Annotated in this window: 12 protein-coding genes; 10 read left to right on the plus strand and 2 right to left on the minus strand. The window is 62.0% G+C overall.

The genetic code is table 11. The annotated features are described in order from the left end of the window. Positions 1–69: 69 nt before the first annotated feature. From C84B14_RS11255 to C84B14_RS11270, 4 genes are all read left to right on the plus strand, one after another. Complete coding sequence (locus tag C84B14_RS11255; protein ID WP_353224135.1) at positions 70–2,046, plus strand: helix-turn-helix domain-containing protein; 1,977 nt, start codon at positions 70–72, stop codon at positions 2,044–2,046. A gap of 411 nt (positions 2,047–2,457) precedes the next feature. Continuing rightward, on the plus strand, positions 2,458–3,618 hold the full coding sequence (locus tag C84B14_RS11260) for a GGDEF domain-containing protein (RefSeq protein WP_353224136.1): 1,161 nt from the start codon (positions 2,458–2,460) through the stop codon (positions 3,616–3,618). A 90-nt stretch (positions 3,619–3,708) separates the two neighbouring features. After that, positions 3,709–4,086, plus strand: a complete 378-nt coding sequence (locus tag C84B14_RS11265; protein WP_353224138.1) for a hypothetical protein — start codon at positions 3,709–3,711, stop codon at positions 4,084–4,086. Positions 4,087–4,308: 222 nt separating this feature from the next. Next, a complete protein-coding gene (locus C84B14_RS11270; RefSeq protein WP_353224140.1) occupies positions 4,309–4,848 on the plus strand; it encodes a hypothetical protein in 540 nt (179 codons plus the stop codon). Positions 4,849–4,984: 136 nt separating this feature from the next. On the opposite strand, the gene C84B14_RS11275 is transcribed toward C84B14_RS11270, so the two are convergent. Then, a complete protein-coding gene (locus tag C84B14_RS11275; RefSeq protein WP_353224142.1) occupies positions 4,985–5,761 on the minus strand; it encodes a phosphodiester glycosidase family protein in 777 nt (258 codons plus the stop codon). Between the two features lie 409 nt (positions 5,762–6,170). On the opposite strand from C84B14_RS11275, the gene C84B14_RS11280 reads away from it, so the two are divergent. Next, complete coding sequence (locus C84B14_RS11280; RefSeq protein WP_353224144.1) at positions 6,171–6,527, plus strand: nuclear transport factor 2 family protein; 357 nt, start codon at positions 6,171–6,173, stop codon at positions 6,525–6,527. A gap of 183 nt (positions 6,528–6,710) precedes the next feature. Here the strand turns inward: C84B14_RS11280 and C84B14_RS11285 are convergent, their stop codons facing one another. Next, on the minus strand, positions 6,711–8,441 hold the full coding sequence (locus tag C84B14_RS11285) for an alkaline phosphatase D family protein (protein WP_353224146.1): 1,731 nt from the start codon (positions 8,439–8,441) through the stop codon (positions 6,711–6,713). 588 nt (positions 8,442–9,029) lie between these two features. On the opposite strand from C84B14_RS11285, the gene C84B14_RS11290 reads away from it, so the two are divergent. The 5 genes from C84B14_RS11290 to C84B14_RS11310 all read left to right on the plus strand — a co-directional run bounded on the left by C84B14_RS11290 (position 9,030) and on the right by C84B14_RS11310 (position 18,884). Continuing rightward, entirely contained in the window at positions 9,030–10,235 is a 1,206-nt protein-coding gene (locus C84B14_RS11290) for an EAL domain-containing response regulator (RefSeq protein ID WP_353224148.1), read from the plus strand. Then, positions 10,235–13,771, plus strand: a complete 3,537-nt coding sequence (locus C84B14_RS11295) for a PAS domain S-box protein (protein ID WP_353224150.1) — start codon at positions 10,235–10,237, stop codon at positions 13,769–13,771. Before C84B14_RS11290 ends, C84B14_RS11295 begins: the two co-directional genes overlap by 1 nt. A 955-nt stretch (positions 13,772–14,726) precedes the next feature. After that, positions 14,727–15,191, plus strand: a complete 465-nt coding sequence (locus C84B14_RS11300; protein ID WP_353224182.1) for a Fur family transcriptional regulator — start codon at positions 14,727–14,729, stop codon at positions 15,189–15,191. A gap of 81 nt (positions 15,192–15,272) precedes the next feature. After that, positions 15,273–17,585 (plus strand): catalase/peroxidase HPI, encoded by a 2,313-nt coding sequence (katG, locus tag C84B14_RS11305; RefSeq protein ID WP_353224152.1) that lies wholly within the window; start codon positions 15,273–15,275, stop codon positions 17,583–17,585. Positions 17,586–17,921: 336 nt separating this feature from the next. Further along, positions 17,922–18,884 (plus strand): esterase/lipase family protein, encoded by a 963-nt coding sequence (locus C84B14_RS11310; RefSeq protein ID WP_353224154.1) that lies wholly within the window; start codon positions 17,922–17,924, stop codon positions 18,882–18,884. Positions 18,885–19,019 lie beyond the last annotated feature (135 nt).

Below are 19,019 nucleotides of genomic sequence, written 5' to 3' on the forward strand. Positions count from 1 at the left end.
GGTGCGGCCGCTCGCCTTGGCCGCCCGCGGTGCTGCCGTGTTTGTATCGGGCACCGCCTGTTAATATCCATGAACGTCATAAGCAGTGAGCATTCCGTAGAACAAACCTATCAAAGACTGTTCTCCGAGCTTGAGCAGGGCGCTGATCTGGGTACGCTCACCGCGCTGCTTTTGGAGATCGAAACGTCGCAGGTGGATGACGCGTCGAAACAGGGGCTGGTGAATGCCGCCAAGCAGGCCATTGCGCTCTGCCGCCGGCTTGCACAGTACCAGCAGCGTGACCGCGCGCTGCGCTCGGTTTTCGAAATAGCGCAGACGCTGACCGCTCTGGACTGCCTGGACGATGTCCTGTTCAACATCGTCGAGCGTAGCCGCAAGCTTCTGGGTAGCGATCTTGCATGGCTGGCCGGCGAAGAAGATGGCCAGGCCAAGGTAATCGCCATCGACGGCGCCACGACCGCTGCGATCCGCGAGATGGAATGTCCGATCGGCTACGGTATTTCCGGTTATGTTGCACGGCACCGCACGCCGTTTTCGACTCAGGATTACCTGAGCGACGATCGCATCGAACATACGGAGTTCGTCGACTACCGCATTCGCCTTGAAAAGCTGCGTTCCCTGATTGGTGTACCGATCGTCACCGATAATCGAGTCATCGGCGTGCTCATTATTGGCGATCGGAGTCATCGTATTCACCATGCTTGGGAGGTCTCGACACTGGCAACCCTGGCCGCGCATGCCGGCGTCGCTATTCAGAATGCGCGCAACAACGATCAGAAATCGGCCGCGCTGCAGTCGGAGTTACGCGCGAATGCAGAGCTGGAATATCGCATTCGGGCGCTGGAGCAGACCAACGCGGCGCACGAATTGCTATCCAGGCAGCTTGCGGACGGTGTCGATCTTCAGCAGTTGCTTGAGCATATGGCACAGATACTCTCCGGTGCCGTGACGTTTTTCGACCCGGCGGGGAAGATCGTGGCCAGCGCGCTGCAGCCGCCAGACGGTGATGTCCTCGCTGAGCCTGATGGCCGCGATGCCGCACGTCCACGTGAGGTCGGCGGGCTGTACGCGGAGTCGGAAGAGAGTCGCTCCACGGGTCGATCGCTCGTGGTTCACGCGAATCCGAACGAGCGCCTCATGGCCGTATCGAGCGGCGACGATTATCTGGGCCACCTCGTTATACGCACGTCGACGCCTTTGGCGGATCATCAAGTTCGAATCTTCGAACGATGTGCAAACGTCGTCGCCGTACTCAAACTGCTGGAAGAGCGCCGGTTCGCAACGAATCGCGACGACATCAACCTGACCGTAAGAGCGCTGGTCGATTTCGAACAGAACAGCCGAAAAGACCTGTTGCAGCGCGCCAGACAGCACGGCTTCAACCCGGACGAGCCCATGATGCTGGCGGTCGCTGCGCTGGAGCGATCGAAGATCGCGCATGCGCTCAAGGGGCTTCAGGACCGCTTGCGCTGGAAAGCGCTGCTCGTGACGGAAATCGATGACCAAATCGTCATTCTTGTGAATGCAACCGATGCCGAAGCGGTTCGCCTGGAGATCGAAAAAGTTATCTTCCAGACCTGCAAGGCCGCTGGCACGGCATGCTTATCGTTTGTGATGCACGACCCGTCCATGCTCCCGACCCAGTTCAGCCGCGCGAGGCGCGCGAACTCATTGCTGAGGAAACTGCAGCGTGAAAACCGGGTTTTCTACGAGTCGGAGTTGACGGTCTACTCGACTTTATTCGAGCAGACGAGTCCCCAGCGTATCGAGCAAATGATCGAATCGACAATCGGTCCGCTTCTCGCTCACGATCGCGCCAAAAAAGCCAGGCTCGCGAGCACGCTACTCACGTTCCTCGAGAATCGGCAGAACGCGAAAGCGACCGCTCAACGCCTTGATCTGCACGTCAACACGATACATAACCGCCTGGAAAACATTACGAATCTTCTCGGAGCCTGGGATACCGACGGACGCGTAATGGAAATACACATGGCGCTAAAGCTCGAAGCTTTGCGTTCGTCGGACGGTACGATCGGCCTCAATTGAAAGATCGGGTTCGCTAGTCAAAGCCAGGGCGTTGATCGCAGCCGTGGTCTGTGCCCGTTTGCCTGCCCACGCGCTATCGTTGATCAGCTTTCAAGAGCACCGGCCTTCTCCATAGCCTGAACGGGCGAAGGGGCGGGGTAGACACCGGGTCTGCGCCGGTTATCTCCTCTAATAAATGCGTTTGCGCTGCCGATAACTTGATTGCGGTTGCGACTTCGGCGGCGTGCGTTTACAAGCCCGGCCCGTCGGATATGGCGCGTATCGAGGCGCCGCTACGATACACGGGCGGCGCTTATCGCCCGCTAACAACTCGCGCTGCAACGGGAAACAAGACAAAGGACAGGTATGGCGCGTCATCAGGAGTGGCCCTGGCGTATTCTCGATCGGCACGGGTTAACGCTGACCAACCCGATGGACTGGCGTGCGATCGATCGGCACATACTGCTGGCGGTGCTCGTGATGCTCGCCCCGCTGTGCTTGGGGGGCTATCTGCTGGGGACCCTGGTGATAGCGCCGGAATTCCTGCACGTCGACGTGGCGATCGCGCTCCTGGCTTTCTATGCTCTGTTCAGCGTGGTGTTTGGCAGCCTTATCACCAGCGCGTTCTTTCTGCGCCGCCAAGTCGACGAATGGCACAGCTTTGAATACGTCGTCATCTACGGCTTTATCGTGGTCGTGCTGCTGACCGGTTATCTAACCGGAACCTATCTATCGCACGCATTGCTGCTGCTTTTTCTCGGGGTCAATATCACCAGCGCGCTTTCCGATGTCGACAAAATCCGCGTTGCGTACTGGCAAGTCGGCGCTGTGTTGATTGTCATGACCGGTGTGAACCTGCTGGGCTGGACGACCTATGCCCCGCTGTTCAGCCAGTCCGTACACACTCCGGCGGGCGCGCCGTTCATGGGCTGGTTCTTCGCCGAAATTTTTCTGGCCGGCGTGCTCTTTGCGCTGGTCTATCTGGTCACGTCGGCGATCAAGCGTTGGGTGATCCGTGAGGAATTATTCAAGAACATGTCCAAGACGGATGGGCTGACCCAGTTAACCAACCGCAGCACGTTCATCGACCAGGCCAGCAAAGAAATCGCCCGCGGCAAGCGTTTTATAGATGAATCCCGTCCGTGGATAAGCTGTGTGATGATCGACCTGGACTATTTCAAACAGATCAACGACACCCTCGGTCATGCGGCCGGCGATGCCACGCTCGTCGACGTATCGCGGATCCTGAAGAACAACGTTCGTGAATACGACGAAGTAGGCCGCTACGGGGGTGAGGAGTTTTCGGTAATGCTACCGGCGACCGGCCCGGAAACGGCGCGAGCCATCGCCGAGCGATTGCGGCATGCGATCGAAGCCTCGGAGGTTCATTACGGCGACCGACCCATTCGCTATACCGCAAGCTTCGGTGTCGCCTCCCAACGGTATGCCCAACTCGAAGAACTTAACGACCTGCTCAAGGAGGCCGACGCCGCACTCTACGACGCCAAGAGATCCGGTCGAAACCGCGTCGTTTTCTACAATTCCGATGTCGGCGCGGGGCGAAGTGGGAAGCAGGTCAAGGCGCTCGGCTGACAAAGGACGGGAGCCGGGGAGGTTGTGCGTTTTTTGACCGGCGAGGGTAAGAGTCGCCTCAAACGCTTCCTAACGCCTCGGACTGCCAGAATGGGTTGGCTGGTGCTCACGGGTATCGCGTCCTTTGTCGCTATGAAAGTGGCCGATTACAAGGAATATCAGTTCGGTGAGGTGTTCTGTTCGAGCCTGCTTTCGCAACGGGACGAGATCGAGTTCGAGTCCCAAGACTTTGAGAATGAAAAATCCTACGCGAGCTTTCGGTCAACGGAACCGCTTGATTCCGTCGAGCAAGCGCGCGCTTATAGTGCGGAGCTGGATGGCGTTTTGACGGCTACGTTTTGCGAGGCCCGGGCGATAGCGGAACTCGAAGACGAACAGGACCATTTCATGGTTGTTATTAGAGGGTCCTTAGACGGCTCTAATAGGATTATCGTCAGCAAGATTATGTCCGGCGATAGCTGCCAGTAAGCGGGTCGCTTCAGGTTCCAATCGCGATAAGGCCGTTCTGGGCGGGGCTTCGTTAGGCGTTTCGGGGATCGAGGACACTACAAACATCGTGGCGCTCCTTGCTGTCATGACGACCCTTGAGAGCCAATTTCCCGCACCGCTGCAGTAGACTGACCGAAGGATGTCCGTAGCGCGACCACCAATCGCGGTTTGGACGTTGGTCATCACCCAGGGGGCGTCATCGTGGAAGTACAGGCCGATACGCAGCACATAGACGGCATTCTCGAACCCTGGCAGGCGACTATCGGTCGAGATTACGAGGGCTATCGGAATCATGTGGTTCGGATGGCCACGTTCTGCCTCATGCTCAAGCCTTGCAGCCCGCAGGCGCAACGCCGGATCGAGATCGCGGCTTGCTTTCACGATATCGGCATTTGGACCGCCGATACGCTCGACTACCTGGAGCCGTCCGTACCGCCGGCGCTCAGCTACCTCGATGCGCACGGTCTATCTGATTGGGGGCCGGAAATCACCGAAATGATTCTCGAGCACCATCGCGTTCGCGAGATCACGCACGGGCTAACGCCGCTGGTCGAACTGTTCAGGAAAGGCGATCTGGTGGATTTCTCGAAGGGAATCGTTCGGTTTGGCCTGCCTAGACGGGTGGTCCGCGACGTCATGCAGACCTACCCGAACGCAGGATTCCACCGGATGCTCGTCAAGGCTGCCGGGAAATGGTTTGTCAGGCATCCCCTGAATCCAATGCCGATGATGAAATGGTGATTGGCTAGCGCGAGCGCGTCTTGGCGGCGATCGAGCGTCGCGGTACCCGTCGTATTGGAAGTTTCGTTCGTGATACTGGCGCTGACATGGGCACCGACTCGTGGGCCGCGTGAATGACCTTCGCCGCGGACTGCGCTTACGGTGAGCCTGGTTCGCTGTTGCCTGATGCGACAACACCAAACATCGGTCCGTAGCCCCCGTGCCAGGAGGCGTCATATCGGTTGAGGGCGGGGCTGTATATGCCGGCGCCGCGTCCGCCGTCGAGGAACAGGGCATTGGGGCAGTCGAGCCGATCCCGGAACAGCCGGGCGAATTCGTGGAAGTTCACGCTGCTTTCACTGATGGCGAACCGCACAGCGCCGTTTTTGCACACGCCCACGCCGCTGCGGCGTGTGACCGAGGTGGAACCTTCGATCAGTGCGGGGTGCAGCACGTTATCGATGACGAGCATGGGCCCGGACTGGGTGGCGAAGCGAGGCGACAGGTCGGCGTCTGCATAGGCCGAGGTGGGGAGAATGCCCGCGCGGCCGTTCGCAAGATAGAACACGCCGTTGGGTTGCTTGTAGAAGTTGGGCACCCGGGCGGGCATCGCATCGATGCTGCGGGTGTTCAACGGGCGCAGGGTTTCCCCGTTCTCGATATACAGCCCTACGGGCACGAAGTCGGTGGTGTACATGCCGGCATTCAGGGCGAATTGCAGCGTATCGCCTCGGGCCTGTATTTCGTCGGCGAGGCGGTCGAATTGGCGATACGGTTCGCCGTGCGCGTCGTGCCAGAACAGGCGTAGATCGCTAGACGCCGGATCGAAGGTGCAGACGACATAAGCGCTGTGCGCGAATGATTCGCGCTGGCAGCCGTCTCTCTCGGCCGCCTCGGCGCTGAAGATGAGGCCGACGGATAATAGACAGAGCATAAGGAACGGACATATCACCGTCCCGACGAGCTTGCCGGCCAGCGGTCTGGCCCGACGGTAGTTCGACCCATACACCGGCCCGCACTCACGGTCAGAACGCCTGGTCCGGGAACCGGTAGAGCGAAGTGCGACAAGGTATTGCATGGGGCGATCGTATCGCGGACCACGGTATGTTCGTTACCAGGTCCTGGCCAAGACACCCGACGATACGGATAGTGCTTTGCCTGTTGATTGGCTGCGTATGCCGGGGCCGTTGTGGAGTTGGGCAGGTGTTTGTGGCGGTGATTGTTTTCACGTCTGACGGGGTGGTCCATGCCCGCGCCATGATCTATCGCAACCGATGAGCGGCGGCGAGATATAGCATGGCGCCCGAATTCGTCATCGCCATTCTGAATAAAGGGTATGGATTATGGATAAAGACCAAGCGCTGGCGTTCGCGCATGAGTGGGTGGCGGCATGGAATGCCCATGACCTGGGCGGGATTCTGGCCCATTACGAAGAGGATTTCGAAATGACGTCGCCTGCGATCAGTCGCTTGACCGGCGAGGCGTCGGGCAGGCTCAAGGGCAAGGCGGCGGTTGGGGAATACTGGGCGGGCGCGCTGGAAAAGTTTCCCGGTCTTCGGTTCGAGCTGTTGCATGTGCTCCGGGGCGCGGACAGCGTGACGCTGGTCTATCAGGGCGTGCTTGGGTTGTCTGCCGAAGTGTTTCATTTTTCGCCGTCGGGGAAGGTCGCGAGGGCTTTCGCGCATTACGATCTACCATGATCGAATGCGGGTGCGGTCGATGCGAACGGGGTCGAACGCTGCGGCCACGCCTGACGTAACTTTGCACCTGTAATGGCTTTCCAGGTTTCGGCCGGGTTGCCCTTATTCGACGTTGGGCAGGGCACATGGGCGCTTCGAGTTGAGGCTCCGCCTACATTTTTACGTCGAATGAGCCGGCCGCCGTCAGGTTTTCCAGAGCCAGGGCACGTTGTTCAATACCCGGAAAGTCGCCAGCTCGCGCACGCCCGGGTCGGGGGCGGCGATGGTATCGACAGCCATATAGCGGCAGGTCAGGGCGGCTTCGCTCATCTCGAGCACGGCATAGCCATGGGCGGCCGAGTTCCAGTAGCGGATATGGGGGTTGGCCAGGCGCACCGCGGGTTCGAGTTTGTTGGCACGCAGGCCAAGCCGGTCGGCCGGCATGGGCGCGCTCGGCAGGTTCAGCCCGGCGCGAATCTGGTCGTCGAGGTTGGCGGAGGTCACCGAGCCCACCATCAGCTCGACGCCCACCGGGTATTCGAAGAAGTCGTCGAAATCGGTCTTGAGATAGCCGGCTGTGAATGTGTGCAGATCGCCGGTCAGGGCAACCAGGTTGGTGGTGCCGGCGTCGCGCAGGGTCGACAGGATATGCCGGCGCTCGGCGGGGTAGCCGTCCCACTGGTCGAGGTTGACGAATAGCTCGCCTACCTTGAGCTGCATGAGCATCACTTCGTTGGCCCAGAGTTTCCAGCGGGCGGGGGAGCGGGTCACCGCGTCGATAAACCAATCGCGCTGCCTGTGGCCGAGCATGGTGCGGTCAGCGTCTTCGCGGGCACGGCAGCCGAGCGTGGCGTAGCGCTCGCCGACGGTGTCGGTGCCACAGGGCGGGCCGTCGCGATACAGGCGTTCGTCGGTGGCGATCAGCTCGGCGAGTTGGCCGAAGCGAAAGCTGCGATAGATCTGGATCGATTCGTTCCAAGGCCGGTCGGCGTCGAAGGCGGTATTCGCCGGAATGTACTCGCTCCAGGCACGATTGGCGGCCTGGCGCAGGGCCGGTCGCGGCGTGGTCGCACCGGTGTCGGTATCCGGGGGCACGTTGCCGTGACAATCGTTACCGAATTCGTGATCGTCCCAGATGGCGATCATGGCAAAGCGCTCGTGCAGACGCTGCAGCTCGGCATCGCTGCGATAACTGCGATACAGGTAACGATAGTCATCGATGTCGGCCGGCGTGGGGTTGCCGGAAGGCAGCGGGCCAATCGGGCGCGCGCCGCCCTGCTGAAAACCGGCTTCGACGGTTTCGTAGATGTAGTCGCCCAGGTGGATGACGTAGTCCACGTCTTCCTCGGCGAGGCGGGCAAGGGCGTTGTAGAAACCGAAGCCGTAGTCCTGACAGGTGATATAGCCCAGTCGCAGCCGTTCGAGGTTGGCGTTCGCGGACGGCAGCGTCTTGAAGCGCCCGGTGCGGCTGGCCACACCCTGGACGATGAAACGGTAGTAATACGTTTTGAAACCGCTCAGCGCCGAATGGGCGATGGCGAGCTTGACGGTGAAGTCGTCCGCCGGGTTCGCGCCTGCGGCGCCGGCGAGTACGACATCGCCAAACCCCTCGTCCCTGGCGATCTGCCAGGCCACGATCGCGTCCCCGGCTGCGGCATCGCTTTCGGGCGCGAGGCGGGTCCAAAGCACGATGCCTTGTTCCTTCGGGTCGCCCGAGGCGACGCTCTGCGGATACCACATGGTCTGATGCCGTGCCGTGGCGGCGTCATCGACAACGAAGGCCTGGCCCTGCGGGCCGACGTCCGCAGAATCGATGAACGGCACAGGGCTTTCGAATACGCCGCCCAGCGCCCGCGCCCAGCCCTGGGTGGCGGTCAGGCTCCAGCCAACCGCGCCCGCGGCCGATAGAGTCGAAAGAAAACGACGACGATCCATGACAGCCCCCGTAGTGCGAACCAAGTTCAGTGCACTCCACGCTAGCCGTGCGACGTGACAGAACGACGACGCGGCCGATGTGTCGCAAGTGGATTGCTGCCGCGTGCGGCAGGTTCTGCAAAGCGGCGATATGCGATCGGTAGATCCGCGTTCGCGTGAGCCGGCTGCGCTCAGGCGCGCACACAAGCGAGGGCCGGAAAGGCCGAGCCTCGCGGTGGCGAGCGGCCGCAGATTTGTTTTTTGCCACGCGGGCCGACCTTGGGCCGAAGAGAGTACGCTTGATCGGCAGCGCCCGACTTGATGGCGCGTTGTAGGGGTGCCCGTTATCCGCCTGAATGGCCGTGCGGATGATAGTTGCAGTATTCAGCAGTCAAAGATAAAAAAATAAACGCCCGACGCGCTCATTGCTTCAAATGAGACGAAAGGTGACTGCTATTTAAGTGAAATTTCGGATAGGAATAGGGCGACAGTAAAAATTATATATAACAGCAGGGCGCGGATAGCAGGCTCGGCTGACTGCCGGCGACGGCCCTGTGAGAACGTGCTGCCGAACGGTGCGTTTCGGACTCAGCAAGTGCTTGGAGTGGCATGATCGAACAACGGGGGCGGCCCAAACGGCTGTTGGTGCTGGACGACGAGCGCGATGTGGGCGCCACCATCTGCATGATGGCCCGCAACGCCGGCTATGAAACGGACTACACCGACAGCATCGACGTGTTCATCGAGCGGCTGCAAACCACCGCACCGACGCATGTGGTGGTCGATCTGCAGCTTGGCGACGGTGACGGCATCGACGTCATCCATCGCCTGGCAAAGCTGGATTGTGGCGCCGGCCTGATTATCGTTTCGGGCCTGGGTGGGCGGATTCTCGAATCCGCGGCACGTGCGGCGGTCGAAAATGGCCTGTGGCTCACTGGCACGCTGGCCAAGCCGTTTTCGTATGCCGACCTTAAATCGCTGCTGATCGCGGTCGAGTCGAGGGCGCCGGAGAACGTCGGGTTTCTTCCCGAACGTTCGATTCGAAGCGTGTCCAGGGCCGAGCTTGCCGATGCGCTCGCCGCCGAGGCGTTCGTCGCCCATTATCAGCCGAAGATATCGCTCGCTACGGGCGCCCTGGTCGGCTTCGAATGTCTTGCCCGCTGGCAGACGAACAAGCGCGACTTGATAGCGCCCGATGTATTCATCGGCTCTGCCGAGCAGACCGGCCAGATACACGAGCTGACCCGGCAGGTCTATCGCTACGCTTTGACCTGGCGTCCGCGCGATATCGGTGGCAAGCCGTTGAAGTACGCGCTCAATCTGTCGCCGCTCAATCTTGGCGACGAGGGCTTCCCGCGCTGGCTATTCGAGGAATGCAAGGCGCAGGGCATCGCGCCGTCGCAGGTGATCCTCGAGATTACGGAGACAGCTAGCCTGAACAACCCGCTGGTGCTGCTCGAAAATCTGACCCAGTTCCGTATTCGGGGTTTCGAACTGTCGATCGATGACTTTGGCGTGGGCTATTCATCGATGGTGCAGCTGGCGCGGCTGCCGTTTTCCGAACTCAAGATCGATCGCATGTTCGTGAAAAGCCTGGCGACGTCCGAGGAGTCGATGAAGATCGTCAGCGCTGTGATCGGTCTTGGCCATTCGCTTGGCCTGAACGTGGTAGCCGAAGGGGTCGAGGGCAGCCAGGCATTGGAGCTGTTGTATCGGGCCGGCTGCGATCAGGCCCAGGGCTACTTCATCGCCAAACCCATGAGTCATCAGGCCGCCGCGCTCTGGCAGGCAACCTGCGGGCGGCAAGACGGATGATGCAGCCGGACGACGATACTTACAGGCGGCTGTTCAAGGCCGCGCCGGGCAAGATTCTCGTGCTGTTACCCCGCAGCTTCGAGATCGTGACCGCAACCGATGAATACCTTGCCGCGACGGCAAAACGCGAACAGGACATCGTCGGCAAGCGCGTATTCGACGTCTTTCCGGATGATCCGGCCGATCCGATGGCAGACGGCGAGCGAAATCTGCTGGCGTCGCTGGAGCGGGTCGAGGCGCTCAAGGCGCCGGATACCATGGGTATACAGCGCTACCCGCTGCGTTCGCCGCAGGGCACGTTCGAAGAACGCTACTGGAGCTCGATGAATACCCCCGTGCTCGACGAGCACGGCGAGATCGAGTTCATCCTGCATCGAACCGAGGATGTTACCGGCGTCATCGACTACAGCGAGGACACGCGACCCGTGGACGCCGCGATCCGACAGGATCCGGTCGCCGTACGCGATATCGTGCTCAGGTCGCAGGAGCTTCGCCAGGCGCTGTCCAAACTCCAGGAGTACGAAGCGCGCATGCGCGCCGCCGAGCGCATGCTCAATCTGGGTACGTGGGAGTACCGGCCGAAGACCGGCGACTTGAGCTGGTCGCCCCAGGTTTTTGATATTCACGATCTACCCATCAGCCAGGGCGCGCCGGATCTCGACAGTTATTTTGCGCTGGTGCATCCGGGCGACCAGGCGGATGCACGCGCGGCCTACCTGCAGTTTTTGAACCGCCAGACGCCACAGATACTGCTGGAACACCGGATACGTACGCGCAGCGGTGAGGTGCGGCATATCAAGGCCGTGGGCGAACGCCACCGTCGTGCCGATGACGAGATCGTGGTCGGCTATGTGCAGGACGTGACCTCGCTGATGCGCACCCGCGAAAAGCTCACCCAGGCAGAGCAGCTTCTGCGCCTGGCCGGCGAAAAGGCGAAGTTGGGTGGCTGGCGCGTGGCGCTGGATTCTCGATCCGTGGTCTGGACATCGGAGACGGCCGCAATTCACGGCATGCCCGCGGGCTATTCGCCGCACACCGTCGAAGAAGCGGTCGGTTTCTATGCCCCTGGCGATCGAGAGGTGATTCAGAGCGTTTTCAAACGCTGTGTTCAGCAGGGTACGAGTTTCGATGTCGTCAGCAGGTTGCATACCGCCGATGGCAGGCAACCCTGGGTGCGCAGCCTCGGCGTGGCCGAGCGCGACGAACACGGCCAAGTGGTGGCAGTGCAGGGGGCATTTCAGGACATAACGAGCCTGCAGGAGGCCCGCCAGCGCGCCGACAAGGCGGATAAGGCCCGGATCGATATTCTCGAGAGCATCGGTGATGCTTTTTACGCGCTCGACCACGACTGGAATTTCACCTACCTGAACCGCAAGGCCTGTGCGCTGCTCGAACGCCCGGCGGCCGAGCTGCTCGGCCGCAATCTCTGGGCCGAGTTTCCCGAAACGCTGGGCCAGGCTATCGAGCAGAAATACCGCCATGCCGTCGCCGGACAGCGAACGGTTCACTTCCAGAGCTACTGCGCGCCGCGGGGCAAGTGGCTGGAAATCAGCGCCTACCCCATACCGGAAGGTCTGGCCGTCTATCTTCGCGACGTGACGCAACAGCGCGAATACCAGGATCAGCTGCGCATGATCGAAGCCGCCCTCGCGCGCCAGGACGATACGGTGATCATCACCGAAGCTGCGCCCGCCGACGCCCCGCAGCAGCCGCGCGTGGTCTATGTGAACGATGCCTACGAGCGTTTGACCGGCCGGGCCAAAGAGCAGGTGCTGGGCCAACGGCCCTGGTTCCTGCAGGATACGGGCCCCGATGCGCAGCAGTTGGCCCGGATTCGTGCGGCGTTGTATCGGCACCAGCCGATTCGCTGCGAGCTACGCGATCAAAAGCGATCCGGCACGGTGTACTGGCTGGAAGTCGAGGTCACGCCGCTGTTCGATGCCGCGGGCGAGTGCACCCATTTTGTGGCCGTGCAGCGCGATATTTCGCGACGCAAGGCCCAGGAAGCAGAGATTCGAGAGGCCAGGGAGCGGTTCGAACTGATCTCGCGCGCGGTTAACGACGTGATCTGGGACTGGGATCTGGTCACCGGGCAGGTGTGGTGGAACGACGCGGTGACTGCAGTATTCGGCTATGCCCATGACGAGCTGGATGGCGGTCGCCAATCCTGGCGGCAATGCGTTCACGAAGAGGATCGTGAGCGCGTCGCCCAGAGCGTGGCGGACGTGATCGACAGCGGGGCGGTGCTCTGGCGCGGCGAGTATCGCTTCTTCAGAAAAAATGGACAGATCGCCAGCGTCGTGGATCGCGGCTTTGTGCTTCGAGACGAGGCCGGCCGGGCGATTCGCATGGTCGGCAGCATGCTCGACATCAGCGAGCGCATCGATATGGAAGCACGCCTGCGCGAAGCGCAGAAGCTCGAAGCGGTGGGCCATCTCACCGGCGGCGTTGCACACGATTTCAACAATCTGCTGACCGTCATCCTCGGCAACGCCGAAGTGTTGGCAGAGCAGGCAAGCGATGCGATGCTCAGCCAGATGGCGCAGATGACGGTTGCCGCGGCACAGCGCGGTGCCGAGTTGACGAATCGGCTCCTCGCGTTTGCCCGCCGACAGCCTCTGAACCCCGAACTGGCCGACGTCAACGAGCGGGTGCAGGCCATTCAGCCGCTCGTTCGGCGGACCTTGCCGGCGAATATCGAGCTTGAAACCGCGCTCGATCTGCAGCTGGGCAGTACCGAAATCGATGCCAGCGAACTGGATACCGCGTTATTGAACCTGGTGGTGAACGCGCGCGACGCGATGCCGGACGGCGGCAAGCTCACCATCGAAACCGCCAACAGCGTGCTCGACGAACACTATGCCGAGCGGCATTCGGAGGTCGAGCCCGGCGATTACGTGATGATCGGGGTATCCGATACAGGTAGCGGCATGGACGCAGCGACCGTGGCCCGCGCCTTCGAGCCGTTTTTTACCACCAAGGCGGTGGGCAAGGGCAGCGGCCTGGGGCTGAGCATGGTGTTCGGGTTCACCAAGCAGTCGGGCGGGCATATCAAGATCTATTCCGAGCCGGGCGAGGGCACCTGCGTAAAGCTCTATTTCCCCCGTTCGAACGACGCCTTGCCGCTGGGCCGCGTGCCGTCGAAGCAGCCGTCCTATCGCGGCGGCAGCGAGCATGTCCTCATTGCCGAGGACGACGATCTGGTACTGACCCATCTGGAAGGCCAGCTACGCTCGCTGGGCTATCGAGTGACGGTTTGCACGTCCGGCCCGGCCGCACTGAGCGCCCTGGAACGCCAGCCGGATATCGATCTGCTGCTCACCGATATCATCATGCCCGGGGGTATGACGGGCCGCCAGCTGGCCGACCGGGCGGTTGCACGCTATCCCCGATTGAAGGTTCTGTTTACCTCCGGCTATACCGAGAACGCCATCGTGCATCAGGGGCGCCTGGATCCGGGCGTCGAGTTGCTGAGCAAACCCTATACCCGGCACGAACTGGCCGCCAAGGTTCGTGCCGTGCTGGACAGCGCATAGCTGCGCCACCCCGGGCGTGACCGTCGGCTACGGATTGGACTAGTCGGCGCCGCTCGGAACGCGTGTCTGCGAGCGCAGGCGCGCCACGGCCGGGGGCCGTGGCGCCATTGGAAAGGCCCGACACATGCCCGCGTTTCGTTCGATGGCGTTGAAAACAGCTGGTGCAGTCCGTTGTTTGGGTGTCGGATCAGTAGTCATATCCGATGCCGGCGTCGCGACGTCGCCGCGTGGCCGTCGCGCCGGGGCGTTCGATTTACATACCGGCCGATCGCCGTTCGCTCGCGGCCGTTCGCCCCACCGCAATGGGGCACGGGCACAGCAGCCGCGGGCCCAGCGTGGTCGGCTTCGTCGGCCCCACGCATTCGCCAATCCCGACACGAGTGCAGGCGCCTTCTCGGCCGTCGCCAACAGCCCGCATGCATTCGCATAGGCGTGGTCAACCCGAACGTCGATTTTCGGTCGATTTTGTACCGGGCCCCGGTCGCCGACATGCGCCGATGGCTGCAATCGAACGACAGCCGTTCACAACTGTAGGCAAGGCCCGTCTGGCGCCTCGAAGCGGGCGCTGGCTAGCGGCCTATGCCCGGAATCGGCGCCGACGACGTGATCGCGCGGTCGGACGGGGCCGAGGCGCGTCGCAATGGCGGTACCGCTTCAGCCGCGGCCGGAGATCGGCATCAGGGATGCGGGCCGCTCCGCTCGCAGGCGCGAGGGATCGAGCGTTTTGTTGAATCGATCGTTGGAATGAAACCGTAAAACTACGGAAACCGTAGGGGGTAATAGTACGTATTTACCGAAGCCGACAATCGTGGAAGCAGCGAGGCGCCGGTTGGCTGGCCTTGATGGCCAGCATACGCCGGACCGCGAGGCGGCGCGATCGGCATCCGGACGCAGGCCATTTTAGGTCGAGGCGCCGGAGAAACTGTATCGGGCAACAAGGCAAGTGACAGTGAACATGGAGAATCAAACGGTGCCCGAAAGCGATATCGCGATTGCAGAGTCGCTGCGCCAGCGCGGGCTGCGCGTGACGGCGGCGCGCCATGCCATTCTCAAGTGGTTATCCAGCCACCCGCACGCCAGCGCGGACCAGGTTCACCAGGGCGTGGTCGAGCAGTTGGGCACGTTGTCTAAACAGGCGGTGTACGACGTGCTCTCGGCCAGCGTGGAGGCCGAACTGGTACGCCAGATCAAGCCCAGCGGTCACCCGGCGCGCTTCGAGCGGCGTCGGGGCGACAACCATCATCACCTTGTTTGTACTCATTGCGGCCGTGTTGAGGACACGGACTGCAAGCACGGTCATGCACCGTGCCTCACCCCGAACGACGCTCAGGGTTTCGTGATCCACGAGGCCGAGATCCTGTTTTGGGGTGTGTGTAGCCGCTGTCGTGCGAATACCGAGACTCGCCCTGACAAGGCCTAGCGACAGCAGCCCTTTCCGGCGTCCCCGACACCGGATTCAACCACCGAAAGGTCCAAGAAATCGTCAACAGGAACCGTGACTATGAGTGAAGAAGTCAAGATCGGCGGCAAATGCCCGTTCGCCGGTAATACGGTCGGCGGCGCGGCCGGCTCCGAGCCGACGCTACAGCACTGGTGGCCGAACCGTCTTCAGGTCGAGCTGCTGCACCAGAACCCGCGCGAGGCCAACCCCGAAGATCCGGATTTCAACTACGCCGAGGCGTTCAAGAAGCTGGATCTCGAAGCGCTGAAGAACGATATCAAGACACTACTGAAATCGTCGGTGGACTGGTGGCCGTCGGATTACGGCAACTACGGCCCGCAGATGATCCGTATGGCCTGGCATTCGGCGGGCACCTATCGCATCGCCGACGGCCGCGGCGGCGCGGGCGAGGCCATGCAGCGCTTCGCGCCGATCAACAGCTGGTGGGACAACGGCAATATCGACAAGTCGCGGCGTCTGCTCTGGCCGATCAAGCAAAAATATGGCGCCTCCATTTCCTGGGCCGATCTGATCGTGCTCACCGGCAACTGCTCGCTCGAAATCATGGGCTTTCCGACCTACGGCTTCGCCGGCGGTCGTATCGATGCCTGGGAACCCGACAACCTCACCTATTGGGGCCCCGAAGGCTGGACCGGAAAGAAGCCGGAAGACGCGCCGCACGGGCCGATGGAAGGCCAGCCGGCGCAGATGGTCAATCGCGGCCTGCGCTGGACCGGCAAAGCCGGTGATGCCGACTACGATCTGGAGGCGCCGCTGGCGGCGTCCAACTCGAACCTCATCTATGTGGACCCGGAAGGCTCGGCCAAGAAGGGCATCCCCGAGGATTCCGCGGTTGATATACGGATCACCTTCGGCCGTATGGCCATGAACGACGAGGAAACCGTCGCGCTGATCGCGGGCGGCCACGCCTTCGGCAAATCGCATGGCATGACCCCGCCGGATCAGATCGGGCATGCGCCGGAAGCCGCGCCGATGGAAGCCGCCGGCCTGGGTTGGAACAACCCGCGCGGCAAGGGCAACGCCGAAGACACGATGACCAACGGTATCGAAGGTTCCTGGACGCAGGACCCGACGGCCTGGGACAACAGCTATCTGGAGAACCTGTTCAAGTTCGAATGGGAGCAGACGCGTAGCCCGGCCGGGGCGCTGCAGTGGACGCCCGTGGACAAGAACGCCCCGCGCACGCCGGACGCGCACCTTGAAGGCGTGGATCATCCGCTGATGATGATGACTTCGGATATCGCGCTGAAGGTCGATCCCGCCTATCGCAAGATCTGCGAGAAGTTCCTCGAGGACTTCGACTACTTCACCGAAGCGTTCTCCAAGGCCTGGTACAAGCTCACCCATCGCGACATGGGCCCGAAGGCGCGTTATCTCGGCCCGGAAGTGCCGGCCGAGGACCTGATCTGGCAGGACCCGATCCCAGCCGTGGATTTCGAACTGGTGGACGCCAGCGATGTGGCCGATCTCAAGGGCCGCATTCTGGATTCCGGGCTGACGGTGGCCGAGCTGGCCGGCGTGGCCTGGGGCGCGGCGTCGACCTTCCGTACGTCGGACAAGCGCGGCGGCGCTGACGGTGCCCGCATACGCCTGGCCCCGCAGAAGGACTGGCCGGTGAACAACCCGGCCGAGGTCGGCAAGGTGGTATCCACCCTCGAAGGCATCAAGCGCGACTTCGATTCGGCCCAGGCGGGCAACAAGAAGGTTTCGCTGGCCGATCTGATCGTGCTGGGCGGCTGTGCGGCCGTCGAAAAGTCGGCCAAGGATGCCGGTATCGATATCAAGGTGCCGTTCACGCCGGGTCGTAACGATGCCACCGAAGAGCAGACCGACGAGCAGAGCTTTCGCTGGCTCGAGCCGGTGTCCGACGGTTTCCGCAACTTCCATCGCGACGACATCAACTATAACGTATCGCCCGAGCAGATCTTTCTGGACCGGGCCGCGCTGCTGGGCCTGACCGCGCCCGAGTGGACTGCGTTGACCGGTGGCCTGCGCGTGCTGGATATCAATACCGACGGGGCCTACAAGCACCACGGCGTGTTCACGGACAAGCCGGGCGTGCTCAGCAACGACTTCTTCGTAAACCTCACCTCGCCCGAGTACGAGTGGAAGAAGGTCGACGAGGCCGGCATGGAGTTCACCCTGGATGATCGCAGCAGTGGGCAGACGAAGTACAAGGCCACCCGCTGCGACCTGATCTTCGGCTCCAACTCCCAGCTGCGCCAGCTGGCCGAGTTCTATGCCCAGGCCGGCGGGCACGAGAAACTGGTTCGCGACTTCGTTGCCGCCTGGAACAAGGTGATGATGCACGACCGCTTCGACGTGGCCGACCGCAACAGCGCCGCCCTCTAGGCAGCGCAGCACGAGGCGGCCGGCGAACGCCGGCCGCCTCGTGTTCACCTCGACACCAATCGGGCCGGCTCTTGCCGGCCTTTTTGCTGGCTGACGATTGCGACCACGTTGGCCGGGGTGCCGCCGCGCGGGGCGGGAAAACCCGCGTGCCGGCAGTGTCCGTCCAGCGGGTATGAATGCCGGCACGGCGAACGGACCGAGTCTAAAGTCGATGTATACGCGGTCCGAGCAGCCTGCTAGCTTTTGAAAGCGACCGACCCGCACGTACGGCGTCGGCAGAAAAACAAAATAGCAATTGGAGCAGGCGCGATTTTCAGTCGCGTGCGGGAGGGGGCGATGAAGGGTGATGTTATCCGACGTGTTCGAGCCGCGGTGGTTGCCGGGCTGTGTCTGTTATTCGCAGGGCCTGGCTATAGCGGCTGGCTTTTTTTTCACGGCGACGATTCGGGGCCGGCCGGGTATACCGAAACGCGGTACCCGATCGTGCTGGTGCACGGCTGGTTCGGCTTCGACGCCATCGGGCCGATCGACTACTTCTCTGCCATTCCCGAAGCGCTGCGTCAGGGCGGTGCCGAGGTCTACGTTGCCCAGATATCGGCGGCGAACTACACCGAAGTCCGCGGAGAGCAGCTATTGGCTCAGGTGCGCGAAATCCTGGCCTTGAGCGGTGCTGAAAAAGTAAATTTGATCGGCCACAGCCACGGCGGCCCGACAACGCGGTATGTCGCCGGCGTGGCGCCCGAGCTGGTGGCTTCGGTGACCAGCGTTGCGGGAGTCAACCGTGGCAGCCCGGTTGCCGATTTTCTGGTGCCGGCACACGATGAGCCCGTGAGTGGCCCGCTGCTCGATCGCACCGTGACCGCACTTGCGGGTCTGGTGGATCTACTCTCCGAGGGCGGTTACCCGCAGGACTCGCGGGCGGCCCAATACTCCCTGAGCACCCGCGGCGCGGCAGAGTTCAATGCCCGGTTTGCCGCTGGCATACCGGCCGATTGCGGTGACGGTGAGCACGTCGTCGACGGCGTTCGCTATTACTCCTGGACCGGCATACGCCAGGTAACAACCCTCGTGGATCCGACCGATTCGCTGCTGGCCATCACCGCGACGGCTTTTCGAGGCAAGCCCAACGACGGGTTGGTCGGCCAGTGTTCGAGCAAGCTCGGCGAGGTGATTCGAGACGACTATGCCCAGAACCACCTTGACGAAATCAATCAGGTCGCGGGACTTGTCGGCTTCGGACAGGATGTACCCGAACTCTATCGCCAGCACGCCAATCGGTTGAAAAACGCCGGTCTTTAAACGGCATGCGTGCTCGCTACGTCCTGTTCATTGGAGTGGTTCTGGCCGGCGGCGGGGCGGTCGCCCTATGGCCCGACCAATCCGGGGTGGCCAGCCGAGCGGGGGCTTCGATCTCCGCGCGGCCGGCGACAGCGG

The sequence above is a fragment of the Salinisphaera sp. C84B14 genome (genome assembly GCF_040361435.1).
GTDB lineage: Bacteria > Pseudomonadota > Gammaproteobacteria > Nevskiales > Salinisphaeraceae > Salinisphaera.

Bases quoted from the DNA above. Each gene is read 5' to 3' on its own strand.
- C84B14_RS11255 (WP_353224135.1), top strand. From the start codon at position 70: ATGAACGTCATAAGCAGTGAGCATTCCGTAGAACAAACCTATCAAAGA.
- C84B14_RS11260 (WP_353224136.1), top strand. From the start codon at position 2,458: ATGGACTGGCGTGCGATCGATCGGCACATACTGCTGGCGGTGCTCGTG.
- C84B14_RS11265 (WP_353224138.1), top strand. From the start codon at position 3,709: ATGGGTTGGCTGGTGCTCACGGGTATCGCGTCCTTTGTCGCTATGAAA.
- C84B14_RS11275 (WP_353224142.1), bottom strand. From the start codon at position 5,761: ATGCTCTGTCTATTATCCGTCGGCCTCATCTTCAGCGCCGAGGCGGCC.
- C84B14_RS11280 (WP_353224144.1), top strand. From the start codon at position 6,171: ATGGATAAAGACCAAGCGCTGGCGTTCGCGCATGAGTGGGTGGCGGCA.
- C84B14_RS11285 (WP_353224146.1), bottom strand. From the start codon at position 8,441: ATGGATCGTCGTCGTTTTCTTTCGACTCTATCGGCCGCGGGCGCGGTT.
- C84B14_RS11290 (WP_353224148.1), top strand. From the start codon at position 9,030: ATGATCGAACAACGGGGGCGGCCCAAACGGCTGTTGGTGCTGGACGAC.
- C84B14_RS11295 (WP_353224150.1), top strand. From the start codon at position 10,235: ATGCAGCCGGACGACGATACTTACAGGCGGCTGTTCAAGGCCGCGCCG.
- C84B14_RS11300 (WP_353224182.1), top strand. From the start codon at position 14,727: ATGGAGAATCAAACGGTGCCCGAAAGCGATATCGCGATTGCAGAGTCG.
- katG (WP_353224152.1), top strand. From the start codon at position 15,273: ATGAGTGAAGAAGTCAAGATCGGCGGCAAATGCCCGTTCGCCGGTAAT.
- C84B14_RS11310 (WP_353224154.1), top strand. From the start codon at position 17,922: ATGAAGGGTGATGTTATCCGACGTGTTCGAGCCGCGGTGGTTGCCGGG.